This is a genomic window from Proteiniphilum sp. (assembly GCF_034927365.1).
GTDB lineage: Bacteria > Bacteroidota > Bacteroidia > Bacteroidales > Dysgonomonadaceae > Proteiniphilum.
On record NZ_JAYFQD010000010.1, the window covers coordinates 237,369 to 250,955 of the forward strand.

The 13,587-nt window shown below is 42.5% G+C and carries 14 protein-coding genes; 13 read left to right on the forward strand and 1 reads right to left on the reverse strand.

Annotated features, from left to right (window positions below; genetic code table 11):
* The first annotated feature begins 42 nt into the window (after nt 1-42).
* The 12 genes from VB073_RS08130 to VB073_RS08185 all read left to right on the forward strand — a co-directional run bounded on the left by VB073_RS08130 (nt 43) and on the right by VB073_RS08185 (nt 11,611).
* Complete coding sequence (locus VB073_RS08130) at nt 43-1,509, forward strand: tetratricopeptide repeat protein (RefSeq protein WP_323403659.1); 1,467 nt, start codon at nt 43-45, stop codon at nt 1,507-1,509.
* Between the two features lie 253 nt (nt 1,510-1,762).
* Nucleotides 1,763-2,239, forward strand: coding sequence for a helix-turn-helix transcriptional regulator (locus VB073_RS08135; RefSeq protein ID WP_323403660.1), 477 nt, complete (start codon nt 1,763-1,765; stop codon nt 2,237-2,239).
* A gap of 321 nt (nt 2,240-2,560) precedes the next feature.
* A complete protein-coding gene (gene hisG, locus VB073_RS08140) occupies nt 2,561-3,418 on the forward strand; it encodes an ATP phosphoribosyltransferase (RefSeq protein WP_323403661.1) in 858 nt (285 codons plus the stop codon).
* 246 nt (nt 3,419-3,664) lie between these two features.
* Nucleotides 3,665-5,104 (forward strand): histidinol dehydrogenase, encoded by a 1,440-nt coding sequence (gene hisD / locus VB073_RS08145; protein ID WP_323403662.1) that lies wholly within the window; start codon nt 3,665-3,667, stop codon nt 5,102-5,104.
* On the forward strand, nt 5,091-6,113 hold the full coding sequence (hisC, locus tag VB073_RS08150; RefSeq protein ID WP_323403663.1) for a histidinol-phosphate transaminase: 1,023 nt from the start codon (nt 5,091-5,093) through the stop codon (nt 6,111-6,113). Before hisD ends, hisC begins: the two co-directional genes overlap by 14 nt.
* An 83-nt stretch (nt 6,114-6,196) precedes the next feature.
* Nucleotides 6,197-7,285 (forward strand): bifunctional histidinol-phosphatase/imidazoleglycerol-phosphate dehydratase HisB, encoded by a 1,089-nt coding sequence (hisB, locus tag VB073_RS08155; RefSeq protein ID WP_323403664.1) that lies wholly within the window; start codon nt 6,197-6,199, stop codon nt 7,283-7,285.
* A gap of 59 nt (nt 7,286-7,344) precedes the next feature.
* The gene (gene hisH, locus VB073_RS08160) at nt 7,345-7,923 is read left to right on the forward strand and encodes an imidazole glycerol phosphate synthase subunit HisH (RefSeq protein ID WP_323403665.1); all 579 of its coding nucleotides are present in this window, start codon (nt 7,345-7,347) and stop codon (nt 7,921-7,923) included.
* A complete protein-coding gene (hisA, locus tag VB073_RS08165; protein WP_323403666.1) occupies nt 7,920-8,633 on the forward strand; it encodes a 1-(5-phosphoribosyl)-5-[(5-phosphoribosylamino)methylideneamino]imidazole-4-carboxamide isomerase in 714 nt (237 codons plus the stop codon). The genes hisH and hisA overlap by 4 nt, the downstream gene beginning before the upstream one ends.
* A 147-nt stretch (nt 8,634-8,780) precedes the next feature.
* Nucleotides 8,781-9,533, forward strand: a complete 753-nt coding sequence (gene hisF, locus VB073_RS08170; protein ID WP_323403667.1) for an imidazole glycerol phosphate synthase subunit HisF — start codon at nt 8,781-8,783, stop codon at nt 9,531-9,533.
* A complete protein-coding gene (gene hisIE / locus VB073_RS08175; protein ID WP_323403668.1) occupies nt 9,530-10,117 on the forward strand; it encodes a bifunctional phosphoribosyl-AMP cyclohydrolase/phosphoribosyl-ATP diphosphatase HisIE in 588 nt (195 codons plus the stop codon). Before hisF ends, hisIE begins: the two co-directional genes overlap by 4 nt.
* Before the next feature lie 280 nt (nt 10,118-10,397).
* Nucleotides 10,398-10,625 carry a hypothetical protein gene (locus VB073_RS08180; protein WP_323403669.1) on the forward strand — a complete coding sequence of 76 codons (228 nt, stop codon included), beginning with the start codon at nt 10,398-10,400 and terminating at the stop codon, nt 10,623-10,625.
* 5 nt (nt 10,626-10,630) lie between these two features.
* Complete coding sequence (locus VB073_RS08185) at nt 10,631-11,611, forward strand: Acg family FMN-binding oxidoreductase (protein ID WP_323403670.1); 981 nt, start codon at nt 10,631-10,633, stop codon at nt 11,609-11,611.
* Nucleotides 11,612-11,708: 97 nt separating this feature from the next.
* On the opposite strand, the gene VB073_RS08190 is transcribed toward VB073_RS08185, so the two are convergent.
* Nucleotides 11,709-12,734: a metallophosphoesterase gene (locus tag VB073_RS08190; protein ID WP_323403671.1), complete on the reverse strand. Its 1,026-nt coding sequence runs from the start codon at nt 12,732-12,734 to the stop codon at nt 11,709-11,711.
* A gap of 353 nt (nt 12,735-13,087) precedes the next feature.
* Between VB073_RS08190 and VB073_RS08195 the strand changes: the two genes are divergently transcribed.
* Entirely contained in the window at nt 13,088-13,579 is a 492-nt protein-coding gene (locus tag VB073_RS08195) for a sigma-70 family RNA polymerase sigma factor (RefSeq protein WP_323403672.1), read from the forward strand.
* Nucleotides 13,580-13,587 lie beyond the last annotated feature (8 nt).

Sequence of the window (13,587 nt, forward strand, 5' to 3'; positions counted from 1 at the left end):
ATCCATATTGGTAAAACGAAATAGGAAGTAAATTGAATTAAAATGAAAGTAATCAAACTGTTTGCTATATTATTATTGAGCATCATCGGCTGTACTTCACAAAAGGATTCATCAGCCGATGAAGTACACAAAGTAGACAGTCTTCTCGAACTCTCTGCTCAAAGTAATATCACAATAGATCCAAATGCCAGTCTCCAGTATGCCTTAGAAGCAATTGAGCCTGCTAAATCAGCCGGTTACCGTTACGGCATGGCAAGGGTTTATTATCTCGTCAGCAATGCTCTATATAACACGGGGAGTTATAATAAGTCGATGGAATACACCCTGTTAAGTGAAGAATATGCCGACAGAGATGCCCAGTTATTATCCGATTTAACACGTATACGAGGCCGAATCTATGCGAATATGGGATTATTCGAGAATGCGGAGAAAGAGTTTCTAAAGGGGCTTTCTTATATAAAACAGATAGAACAGGAACAACGCAGGGCATTCCTGGCGGCACTTGCCTATGAAAACCTGAGTCATCTCTACAATATGACAGACCGTCCCGACTCGTCACGACTCTACCTCCAAAAAAATATAGAGATTTTAAATACTATAGATGAGGGTCTTGCTTATAGCAGTCTTATCAACTCCTTAACCTCCATAGGAAGATTACATTATATAGTGCAAAATTATGATTCGGCCTTAGTATATTTCGAAAAATCGATACAATTAGCAAAAAAGCATGAATACCCCTATCTTTCAAGAACTTATAGATATAGAGGTGACATGTATTCTCAGAAAAATGAGGTCGACTCGGCTCTGTCCAACTATTTAAAAGCCCTGGACAATCTGGAACAGACCGGCTTAAAAGCAGAATATCCCGATCTCTTAGAAAAAGCATCCAATGCCTATTATACGCTGGGTGATTCAATCAGCGCGGATGAGTACCAAAAGAAAATGTTGGTTATACAGAGTGAATTAAACGATGAAAAAATCAAATCGACCCAAAAGGTACTCTTCCTGTTGACTCACGAAGAGAGGGCGCAGGTACGGCAGAAATATATTATCTTTCTGGTAATACTTATCCCTCTTATACTGATTATAATCGCCTATACATGGTGGCTTATAAGGCGAAATAAAGTAAAATACAGCGTGAAAGAAGCACAGGAAATAGAGTTGCAAAAAAGAAGAGAAGAGGAGATGACGATGCTTAGACTAAGACTGAATGAGTCGCTTGCTGAAATCGTTGAATTGGCAAAAAAGAATGACTATACCTTTATGGTAAGGTTTCAGGAGGCATACCCCTCATTTACCGCCGCTCTACTTGATATCAACCCCAAAATGCAACCAAGTGAACTACATCTGTGTGCATTGATTTATCTGCAATTTACCACCAAAGAAATCGCCGATTGTTTGGTTCGCTCCATGAAAACCATACAGAACAGAAAAAACAGCCTCCGCAAGAAATTGGGAATCGACTCCAACATAGATATTGCGATTTGGTTGAATGAGATTATGCAATAGATACAAGAGCCTTAATTTCCATAATAAACCACTCTACATACGAATCTGATACTATTTTTATTAAATCAGGTATCTAATGGGTACCTGTTTTTTTCAGAAAATTTTGCTTTTAGAATATATTTGCGGTCTCAAAATCCAGATTATCCAAAACCATCAGGATTTCCAATAGAACAGCTATAAAATAACAGGATATTTCCATTAGAGTGGAAGAATGTCTTATTATGAGTATATTAACAATTTTCTCAGTAATAATATGAATGTTAATCCAAGAATAATTGAAGAGAATGAACGCAAATATATGCTGACAGATGTGTCATCATGTACATTTACCTTCTCCGACGGACTGAAAAGTAAAGTAATTCCTTCACCCGATAACGAGATCGTTCTTGTAAAGTTAATCCCTCGCATATCTAAAATAAAAAGGTTTGAGGAATGTGTATTAAAACACTATCCATCCATAAAAACAGTCTCTGAACTGGCGGAAAAATGTCAATACATATGTGTAAAAACATTTACGCGTCATTTCAAGAAGTGTTTCGGAGAAACACCCTATCAATGGATACTCGACCGCAAAATGGAAGAGATCCAGTCGCTGGTACTCAATACAGATATGACTATTACTGAAATATCCGAGATGTATGAGTTCAAGACATTATCTCATCTGATAAGCAGTTACATGAAAAGATATGGTATCACACCCCACAAAGACAGGTTGGTTAGAAATGGCTGACATTAATTTCAAAGAGTCACTGCATAAAACTTTCCGAAGAAAGCCTAAAATAGATCAAGGATAGAGTAACCGCAAAAAATATTTCTTATTACGATTTATTTTAAATAAATTCATTATCTTTGTCCCATCAAAACAATAAAAATGAAAGCAAATTTGTTCCATCATCATCATTTTCATACTTGCAATCAGGCGAGTTGAGGTTGGTATGTACGAACAGAAAAAACATATATGCACAAACCCGTCTGAATGAAATCAGGCGGGTTTTTTGTTTAACAAGATATTCGGGCATCCCCCGATACGATTGCGTAAAGTGAATAAAAAATGGAAAAAATTAAAATTGCTATCCAAAAGAGCGGAAGGTTAAGTGAAAAATCACTCGATCTTCTTACAGAGTGCGGTATCAATGTCTCTAACGGCAATCGCAAACTGAAAACCGAAGCACGTAACTTCCCCATTGAGATCCTCTTCCTACGAGACGATGATATCCCTCAATATGTAGAACAAGGGGTAGCCGATATCGGCATCTTAGGCCAGAACGAAGTATGGGAGAAAGAGAAGAATGTGGTAGAGATTGAAAAACTGGGTTTCGGAAACTGCCGGCTCTCGCTAGCCATTCCGAAAGATGAAGTTTACACGGGGCTTGATTATTTTAACGGTAAACGAATAGCGACAAGCTACCCAAGGATTCTGAGAAACTTTTTTCAGGAGAAGGGAATTGATGTAAAAATAGAAGAGTTGGGCGGAAGTGTGGAGATAGCTACCGGGATTGGATTGGCTGATGCTATTTTCGATATCGTCAGCACCGGAAGTACCCTCATCATGAACGGCTTGAAAGAAGCCGAATCGATCATCAAAAGTGAAGCCGTACTCATCGGCAACAAAAACCTGTCACCTGCTAAAACTGAACTGCTGAAGCAGTTGTTATTCCGTATAAAGGCCTATAAGAATGGGCGCGGAAAAAAATATGTGTTGCTCAACGCTCCCAACGAGGTCATCCCCGATATTGTGAAGTTATTACCCGGTATGCGCTCACCCAGTATCCTTCCGTTGGCCGACAAAGGATGGAGTAGTGTCCACTCTGTGATTCACGATGACGATTTCTGGGAAGTCATCGACGAACTAAAACGGTTGGGAGCAGAAGGCATACTGGTGGTTCCCATCGAAAAAATGATAATTTGATGCGACGTTTTACTTATGTGATGATGCGATAAATAACGTTCAACGAAGTGAAACGTAGTTAAATGTGCCAATGAGACTAATGAGAGACTGGGGAGATTGGGAGATTTTTATTCAACTTCTCAAATCCTAAATCTCAAGTCTAAAATTCAAAAAGTCTCTTAAGAAGCAAAATGTTTCAACGCATTTTTTGAACAGAGAAAAACGTTCTGGAATGCTTGGTTCTAACAGTCTTGATTCCAAAAAATAATGAAAACAATTTCAAACCCTTCACTGAATAAAAGAAAGGAATTGGCGGAACGTCCCATGATCAAACAGCGGAAGCTGATGAACACGGTGGAAAAGATATTTTACGATATCAATCGTAAAGGCGATAAAGCTGTACTGAGCTATAGCCGTCAATTCGACTGGCCTGCTCAGGAAACACTGGAAGTGGATATGGAAACCATCGAGAAGGCCGGGGGAGAGGTATCCGAGCGGCTAAAACAAGCCATTGAACTGGCGAAAAAAAATATAGAAGCATTTCACCGGTCACAACAGGAGGAGATATGCAAAGTAGAGACAGCCCCCGGTGTGGTCTGTTGGCGCGAATCACGCCCTATCAAACGGGTCGGGATCTACGTGCCCGGTGGCACTGCCCCCCTCTTCTCCACCGTGCTGATGCTTGCCGTACCCGCAAAAATTGCAGGATGTAACGAGATCGTCTTATGTACTCCCCCCAATGAAGAGGGAAAAATCCACCCCGCCATTCTCTATGCCTCCAGACTGACAGGCGTAACCAGGATATTTGCTGTAGGTGGGATCCAGGCCATCGGGGCAATGACTTTCGGCACGGGTACTATTCCGAAGGTGGATAAGATATTCGGCCCAGGCAACCAATATGTAATGGCCGCCAAACGGTCGGCACAATATTATGGTACCGCTATCGACATGCCGGCAGGACCAAGTGAACTTCTGGTGATTGCCGACGACACATCCAACCCGTCATTCGTGGCAGCCGACCTGCTATCACAAGCCGAACATGGACCCGATAGCCAGGTAATCCTGCTCTCTGACAACAAAAAAGTGATCAAAGCTGTCAATAAAGAGATCGATATTCAATTGGAAAATCTGCCTCGAAAAGAGATCGCAGTACAGGCGCTCAAAAACAGTAAAGCAATATTCTTCCATGATTTGAACGAATGTATTGAGTTCAGTAATTTCTACGCTCCGGAGCACCTTATTCTGGCTACCGAAAACCCGGTACTGCTGAGTAGGGGTGTCACGACAGCCGGTTCCGTTTTCCTCGGTCACTATAGCTGTGAAAGTGCAGGCGACTATGCCAGCGGAACCAACCACACGCTCCCCACAAGCGGACATGCCGCAGCTTACAGTGGCGTTTCGCTCGATAGCTTCATCAAAAAGATCACCTTCCAGCATCTGAGTGAAGAGGGGGTGGTCAGTATCGGTAATGCAGTGGAAATCATGGCGGAAGAAGAACAACTCATCGCCCACAAGAACGCCATGACTCTCCGATTAGGAGCTGTGAAAGCCAGATATATAGCTGCCGGTTATACACCGCAGGAACAAGAACAAATAGAAAGGAAAAAAACCTTTCAAATAGAGCAGAGAGAATCACAGGAGACTTTACAAACAGAGCAACAAGAATTGCAAACAGAGCAACAAGAAGATGAAAATGGAGAAATTTGATCTGGAGGCGATGGTACGCCCCAATATCTGGGCACTGCACCCCTACTCCAGCGCACGTGATGAGTTCACAGGTGATGAAGGCATCTTCCTCGATGCCAACGAAAACCCATTCGGAGAGAATAATCGTTATCCCGATCCTCATCAACGGCTACTGAAAAAAGCACTTTCCGAAAGGAAGCAGATTGCTGTAGAGAATATCTTTATCGGCAATGGAAGTGATGAGGCTATCGACCTGATATATCGTATTTTTTGCGAACCACAAAAAGACAGGGTAATTATATGCCCTCCAACATACGGCATGTACGAGGTATCAGCCAGTATCAATAACGTAGAAGTGATACGGGTGCCATTGATCCACCCATTCGAATTGGATATCGACAAGATCCTCTCTCTTCAGGCTAAATGTATCTTTGTCTGTTCACCCAACAATCCCACAGCCAACAGCCTGCAGAATATAGAGCGGTTACTCAGGGAATTCCAGGGGATTGTGGTGATTGATGAAGCCTATATCGATTTCAGTGCCCACAAAAGTTTTCTCGAAAAACTGTCGGATTATCCCAATCTCATTGTGATGCAGACTTTCAGTAAAGCCTGGGGACTCGCAGGAGTACGTGTAGGTGTTGCCTATGCGGGAAAAGCTATCATTGCGCTGATGGACAGGACAAAACCACCCTATAACGTGAGTACGCTGAACCAGGCAGAAGCGCTAAAAGCACTTTCCAACCCTCTCGAATTTGAGCGGCAACTCGACACTATTCTGAAACAACGCTCACTACTGAAAGAAGAATTGAATAAACTCCCCATGGTAAAATATGTATATCCTTCCGACGCCAATTTTCTGCTGATAGAGGTAACAGATGCTAACGTGATCTACCAATACCTGGTCGATAAAAAAGTAATTGTCAGGAACCGTAGCACCGTTGTACGGAATTGCCTCCGTATCACAGTGGGTACACCTGAGGAGAACCGGACTTTGCTGGGTACGTTGCAAAAGTGGGAAAGTGGATAGGTGTATAGATGGGAAGGTAAAGAGCGAAGACTTCTTGACTTCCAAGTTCTAACTTCTAGTTTCTAACTTCTAATTTCTAAAAAATGAAAAAAATATTATTTATCGACCGCGACGGGACATTGATCATAGAGCCGGAAGACGAACAGATAGACAGTCTGCAAAAGCTGGAGTTTTATCCCAAAGTATTCCGAAATCTCTCCCGTATTGCGGGAGAATTAGAATATGAGCTGGTGATGGTCACTAATCAGGATGGACTCGGCACCGCCTCATTTCCGGAAGAAACTTTCTGGCCTGTACAGAATAAAGTCATCAAGGCTTTTGAAAACGAGGGAGTACATTTCAGTGAAGTGCTGATCGACCGATCCTTTCCGCACGAGAACCTACCCACTCGAAAACCAGGTACCGGTATGCTTGTCCATTACCTGAAAGGAGGATACGATTTGGAACATTCATATGTAATAGGCGACAGAGTCACAGATGTACAATTAGCTGAAAATATGAATTGTAAATCTATTTTATTAAGCAATAATTCACATCCGGCTGCCGCTTTGTGCACTACAGATTGGGGGGATATTTATCAATTCCTGAAAGAGGAACCACGTAAAGGGAAAATACACAGAAAGACATCCGAAACCGATATATTTGTAGAAGTAAATCTCGACGGGAATGGAAAAAGCAATATCTCTACCGGAGTAGGATTTTTCGACCATATGCTTCACCAGATCTCCCGCCACGGCAATATAGACCTTACCATCCTTGTCAAAGGTGATCTGCAGGTAGATGAACATCATACCGTCGAGGATACCGGCATTGCCCTGGGAGAAGCTTTCTTGCAGGCACTAGGCAAGAAGAAGGGAGTGGAGCGGTATGGTTTCCTTCTGCCGATGGACGACTGTCTGGCACAGGTAGCCATCGATTTCGGCGGACGTCCCTGGTTGGTATGGGAGGCAGAGTTCAAACGTGAATTCGTGGGGGATCTCCCCACAGAGATGTTCTTGCATTTCTTCAAATCTTTCAGTGACAACGCCCGATGCAACCTCAACATTAAAGCTGAAGGCAACAATGAACATCACAAAATCGAATCGATTTTTAAAGCTTTTGCACGGGCAATAAAGATGGCTGTGAAGCGGGACGGTACAGAAGGTATACCCAGTACGAAAGGAAGCTTGTAATTGATGTGTTGGTTTGACGATGTGATGATTTGACGATTCAACAATTCAACAATAAAAAAATGATCGCAATTATAAAATATAATGCCGGCAATATTGCATCGGTCAAAAATGCCGTTGAAAGACTGGGATATGAATGTAAGGTAACAGATGATATCAGTGAAATCCGGTCGGCAGAGAAGGTAATCTTCCCAGGTGTTGGTGAGGCAGGATCAGCAATTACACACTTGACAAACAAAGGATTGGATAAAATTATTCAATCGTTGGTTCAACCCACATTGGGTATATGTCTTGGCCTGCAGCTGATGTGTCGGCATTCGGAAGAGGGTAACACACAGTGTCTGGGTATCTTCGATGTGGAAGTAAAAAAATTTCCGTCAACAGATATCGTACCTCATATGGGCTGGAATAACCTGAAGGTGGAGGAAAGCCCGCTTTTCACCGGTTTCGGCAAACAGGATACAGTTTATTTCGTTCATAGTTACTATGCCGAAATCTGTCCTGAAACCATCGCCCGTTGCGAATATATTCTACCCTTCAGCGCAGCCATGCAAAAGAATAATTTTTATGCGACTCAGTTTCATCCGGAGAAATCGGGTGACGTGGGCGAAAACATATTGAAGAACTTTTTGGAGTTATGAGAATTATACCAGCCATAGATATTATCGACGGTAAGTGTGTACGCCTTACCAAAGGCGATTACAATACGCAGAAAATATATAACAACGACCCGGTAGAGGTAGCAAAGGAATTTGAGGCGAACGGCATCCAATACCTGCACCTGGTGGATCTCGACGGCGCCCGTACAAACCATATCGTCAATCATAAGGTTTTATACGATATCACCTTGAAAACCTCACTGAAAGTAGATTTTGGTGGTGGTCTCAAATCGGATGAAGACATCCGTATCGCTTTCGAAAGTGGGGCATCTCAGGTTACCGGCGGAAGTATTGCGGTACAACAACCCGATACTTTCCGGAAGTGGATCAACACATACGGTGCGGAAAAGATTATTCTCGGTGCCGATAGTAACAACCGCAAAATTGCTACACACGGATGGATGCAACAATCGGAACTCGACGTGGTCGATTTTATTTCGGATTATACGAAGGTAGGTATCATTTACGTCATCTGTACCGATATCCAAAAGGACGGTATGCTGCAAGGTACATCCAACGAATTGTACAGTGAAATTATCTCAAAGACCGGCGTAAAACTAATTGCCAGCGGAGGTGTTTCGTCAATGGATGACCTAATCTCACTGAAACAGTTGGGTTGCGACGGAGCAATTGTCGGGAAAGCTTTCTATGAAGGAAGAATCACGCTTGATGAGTTGCGTAAATTCGGGTGAATAGGTAGAAGAGCGGAAAGGTGGAAGTGATAGATTATTTATTAATGTGCCAATGTGACTAATAAAGGGAAAGTAAAAAAATCTTGGCTTATTAAGTCTTGATTCGAATTGTCTTGATTCTTGACTCTCAAATATTAAACAAAGAAAATGCTAAAAAAAAGAATTATCCCCTGTCTTGATATCAGGGATGGACGTACTGTAAAAGGTGTGAATTTCGTAGATATACGCGACGCCGGCGATGCGGTAGAACTCGCTAAGCGGTACGTAGAGGAAGGTGCCGATGAATTGGTGTTCCTGGACATCACCGCTACAATAGAAAAGCGTAAAACGCTCACAGAGTTGGTTACACGTATTGCCAGAGAGATCAATATCCCGTTTACCGTGGGCGGAGGTATCAACTCGTTAGATGATGCACGTGCCATTATTCAGGCCGGAGCCGACAAAGTCAGCCTCAATTCGGCTGCAGTCAAGTGTCCCGAACTGATCACAGAAATTGCAGGGCAATTCGGGAGTCAGTGCGTGGTGCTGGCCATCGATACCAACTTCGAGAATAACGAATGGATCGTTTATACCCATGGCGGTAAAACAGCAACCGAGCTCCGAACCGTCGATTGGGCAAAGGAAGGTGTACAACGTGGTGCGGGAGAGATCCTGCTTACCTCGATGAATAACGACGGTACCAAAGACGGATTTGCCATCGATATAACGGCTGCAGTCAGTGAAGCGGTACCCATTCCCGTCATTGCCTCGGGTGGTGCCGGTAGAGTGGAGCATTTTTCAGAAGTATTCACACAAACAAAAGCAAGTGCTGCACTGGCTGCCAGCATTTTTCACTTTAGGGAGATCAGTATCCCTACCCTCAAAGATTATTTAAAAACTCAAAATATACCTATACGATGAATATCGATTTTTCAAAGTCGGGAGGATTAGTTCCTGCCATCATTCAGGATACACTCAGCCTACAAGTATTGATGGTAGGCTATATGAACGAAGAAGCATTGGAAAAGACACAGAAAGAGGGAAAAGTCACCTTTTTCAGCAGAAGTAAAAACCGCCTCTGGACAAAAGGAGAAACTTCAGGCAACTGGCTGATCGTAGATGAAATACTGACGGACTGCGACAGCGACACTATTCTGATTAAGGTCTATCCGCAAGGACCTGCCTGTCATACCGGTTCCACATCCTGTTTTGGTGATAAACAACCCAAAGGATTCCTCTATGAACTGGAAAACGTGATTGAAAAACGGATTACCGAGAATCCCGAAGGATCTTATACTGCCAAACTGTTCAGTCGAGGCGTGAATAAAGTAGCACAAAAAGTGGGTGAAGAAGCTGTGGAACTGGTGATAGAGGCGAAAGACGACAATATCGACCTATTCAAAAACGAAGCAGCCGACTTGTTGTATCACTTCCTGATATTATTGAAGACAAAAAAACTAAAACTGGAAGATATTGAACAAATATTGGTCGAAAGACATAAATAAATTATTAAACTTTCCCACTTTAATTTGAAATGTATACAGCCAAGAGACAACAAGCTTTAGCTGAATATGTACGCTTTATGTCACTTGAATAAATCATCAATTATCTGATTATAAGTCTGTTTATAAAAAAATATTCTGGGAACAGATATCCCGACTACAGGATGATATAACCCTGAAAAGACTTTACCGATGGGAGTTATCCACCAATAACCAAGTCACGAACCAACTTCGGGAAAAGAGGGAATAGAACGGTTGCTTCCTCGTCGAAACAATCAGCAACTTGCCCCATTCACCGTTGAAAGAAGTAGCTTCCCTGGCCACCATATTATCGGCCTCTATCAGTTACCTGACCCTGTTGGAAGAAGTCAGTCCAGCATACAATAGAATTGATTTGCAGAGCAGTGACGGTTGGGACCAGATAGCGCAGGTAATTGATCTGATCATCGATTTATGGATACAAAGCAGAAAGCAATGGAAAGAATATATGCATTATCAATTATCATTTTGAGTTTTATGAGTAATGTAAACGCGCAAAATCCGGACTTTTTGTTTATGGTCGAGCAAGCCATAAAAGCGCCGTCGGGACATAATACGCAACCGTGGATTTTTAAAATGAACGACAAGAGTATCGAGATTCATCCTAATCTTGATAAATCTTTGCCGGTCGTTGACTTTGATAACCGGGAATTGTTTGTCAGTCTGGGTTGCACCACTGAAAACCTTTGTATCGCGGCTTCTTTTAAAGGTTATGAAACAGACATCTCAATCAATAAGGAAGGAACGATTACCATTGGACTACAGCGAAGTCCGACTGTAATACCCAATTCTTTATTCGACCAGATAGCTATCAGGCAGACGAACAGAAGCATCTACAATGGCAAGATCATCCCGAAAGAAACAATCGGAAAGTTAAAAGCGATTCCTGTTGAACCAGGCATAAAGATCCATTTCTATGGAGCAGGAACAAAGGAGTTTGACGACATCTCAGCCTACATATACAGTGGAAATGCAATTCAAATGCGGGATAAATCTTTTCAGGAAGAATTGAAGAATTGGATGCGTTATAACAAAAAACATCAGAACGAGACAAACGACGGATTAAGTTATGCTGTTTTCGGGGCGCCTAACCTGCCGAAGTTCATTGTAAAACCGATTATGTCGAGAGCTATCAATGAGAAGTCGCAAAATAAGGGGGACAGGGAAAAACTCCAGTCCTCTTCCCACCTGGTGTTATTGACAACCCAAAACAACACCATTGAAGAGTGGATCAATCTGGGCAGGGTTCTCGAACGGGTTCTTCTTCAATCAACCGCGATGGGAATGGCTCATTCTTATTTCAACCAACCTAACGAAATCAGGGAATTGGCGGTCCAAATGGCCAAATCACTCCAACTATCAGGAGAACATCCCACAATATTGATTCGATTGGGATATGGGGAGAAGATGCCTTATTCAAAAAGAAAAGATATAAGAGAAGTGATGACGAAAGATTAAATTTATCTGATTTTTTGCCATTTGTGGGATACTCCCAAAGAAAGATTATCAAACAGCGACTACAAAAGATTGGTTTTATATTGCCTTGTGGTTTTTTTTAAAACTTTACGTTCTCAAAAACGAACTGCTGGTCAGGTTCTCTTTTATATTCGTTGAGATAAGGCGAGTAGGTCTTTACGGATATTGTTTTGGCTTCTGGATCGATGGTAACGATCCGGAGGAATCCGTTTCCACCGTTTTTAGACCCTTCTACTCCCGACTGGTAATTGGCCAGCATCTGGTACACGTCGTTGCCGTGGATTCCGGTACTAACCAATTGCCCCGTACCACGATGGAGCACATGTCCACTGAATACCAACAACACGTTGGGATACCGGCTTACCAGTTTCTCCCACATCATTTCACCGTCGTTGACGGACTCGTCGCCTGTATCTTTGCCCACGCCATAATGTTGCGGTACCCAGGAATGATTGCGATCCATACTCATACGGGTATCATCCGAATACATATAGTCATGGGTGTTGATGATGACCTTGTGCTTAGGATGCGCCTCGATGACTTCGCCGGCCCACCGTAATATTTTATCGCGTGTGCCGAATTCGAGTGAAAGGATCAACCAATCCAATCCCCCGGCGCTAAAGGTATAGTAGGTGTTTTCCATCCTTCTCAGTTCAAAGGCACCGCCGAAATGCGCCATTTTACTATATCGGTCGTAGGGTAAGTATTTGTTGAGAAGTTCCGCATCCCGGTTACTGGTACTGCCGCCCGGCCCCAGATCATGGTTGCCCGGCACAAACGTATAAGGCACTTTGCCATCCATCACCGACAAGGCCGCGGCAGCGTTCTGCCACTGCTCCTCGGAGTTGTGGTCGGTAATATCCCCTTGGTGCAGAACGAAAGCGATGCTGTCCGCATTTTGAACGATCCATTCGGTTTGCGAACGGAATATTTCCGGGTATAAGCGGGAATACACCTGAGTATCCGGTAACAGGACAAGATCAAAAGATTTTGACCGATCGGCACAGGACGACAACACAAGTAACGCCGGAATGATAAATATTGCCGATATTACCCATTTCTTTAGCTCGTGGAAAAATAATTGTTGCTTTATATTTCTTTTCATATGATTATTTTATTTTTTTATTAAGGTGTATGGAACCAGAACGATTAGTTAATTGAACAATTTATCGATTTGTTAATTAGAAATTATCAAATCGGCACGTCATCACATCATAAATCGACTTACATACTCGTTTCATAATGAATGATAAGTGTGTTTACCTGAGATTCTCAAACAAAAGACGCATGCATCGGTTTAAACACTTTATTTTAATATGTTATTCGAGAGTTAACATGCCAGAATACACAGTAGAGCAAAATTACAAAAAGATTCCATAGATGGGTAATCATTTCAAAAAAATTGTTTGTTTTGCCATTTTTCCAGATATATTGCGTCTAATATAGAAAAAGGTGATAATGGAGGAAAATAAAAAAGAGCATGCCTTTGTAAAAATCGTTCAGGAACACGAAAGGATCATCTATAAAGTCTGCTCTTTCTATGTTTCGGATGCCTTTCCCCTTGCCGACCTGTATCAGGAAGTCGTGTGCAACCTCTGGAACGGGTTTCTGAAGTTCAGGAACGAAAGCGCGGTAAGTACCTGGATCTACAGGGTTGCGCTCAATACCTGCATTTCGGGGATGCGCAAAGAAAAAAAGCGTCCCAAAGGACACTTACCGGTCGAAGCGTTATCTGACTGGCTGATTGAACCGGAGAGCCTGGACGAAAGCCTCCGTGAAATGTACCGGCTAATCAACCGCTTGAAAACCCTCGAAAAAGTCGTTGTCCTTCTTTATCTCGAAGAAAAATCCTATCAGGAAATCGCTGATATTACGGGATTGACGTTAAGTAATGTGGCCACAAAACTGAAACGTGCAAAAGAGAAGCTCAGAGAAATGTCAAACCTTTAAAAAACAGA

Coding starts and splice junctions, on each gene's coding strand:
- VB073_RS08130 (WP_323403659.1), top strand. CDS start 43: ATGAAAGTAATCAAACTGTTTGCTATATTATTATTGAGCATCATCGGC.
- VB073_RS08135 (WP_323403660.1), top strand. CDS start 1,763: ATGAATGTTAATCCAAGAATAATTGAAGAGAATGAACGCAAATATATG.
- hisG (WP_323403661.1), top strand. CDS start 2,561: ATGGAAAAAATTAAAATTGCTATCCAAAAGAGCGGAAGGTTAAGTGAA.
- hisD (WP_323403662.1), top strand. CDS start 3,665: ATGAAAACAATTTCAAACCCTTCACTGAATAAAAGAAAGGAATTGGCG.
- hisC (WP_323403663.1), top strand. CDS start 5,091: ATGGAGAAATTTGATCTGGAGGCGATGGTACGCCCCAATATCTGGGCA.
- hisB (WP_323403664.1), top strand. CDS start 6,197: ATGAAAAAAATATTATTTATCGACCGCGACGGGACATTGATCATAGAG.
- hisH (WP_323403665.1), top strand. CDS start 7,345: ATGATCGCAATTATAAAATATAATGCCGGCAATATTGCATCGGTCAAA.
- hisA (WP_323403666.1), top strand. CDS start 7,920: ATGAGAATTATACCAGCCATAGATATTATCGACGGTAAGTGTGTACGC.
- hisF (WP_323403667.1), top strand. CDS start 8,781: ATGCTAAAAAAAAGAATTATCCCCTGTCTTGATATCAGGGATGGACGT.
- hisIE (WP_323403668.1), top strand. CDS start 9,530: ATGAATATCGATTTTTCAAAGTCGGGAGGATTAGTTCCTGCCATCATT.
- VB073_RS08185 (WP_323403670.1), top strand. CDS start 10,631: ATGAGTAATGTAAACGCGCAAAATCCGGACTTTTTGTTTATGGTCGAG.
- VB073_RS08190 (WP_323403671.1), bottom strand. CDS start 12,734: ATGAAAAGAAATATAAAGCAACAATTATTTTTCCACGAGCTAAAGAAA.
- VB073_RS08195 (WP_323403672.1), top strand. CDS start 13,088: ATGGAGGAAAATAAAAAAGAGCATGCCTTTGTAAAAATCGTTCAGGAA.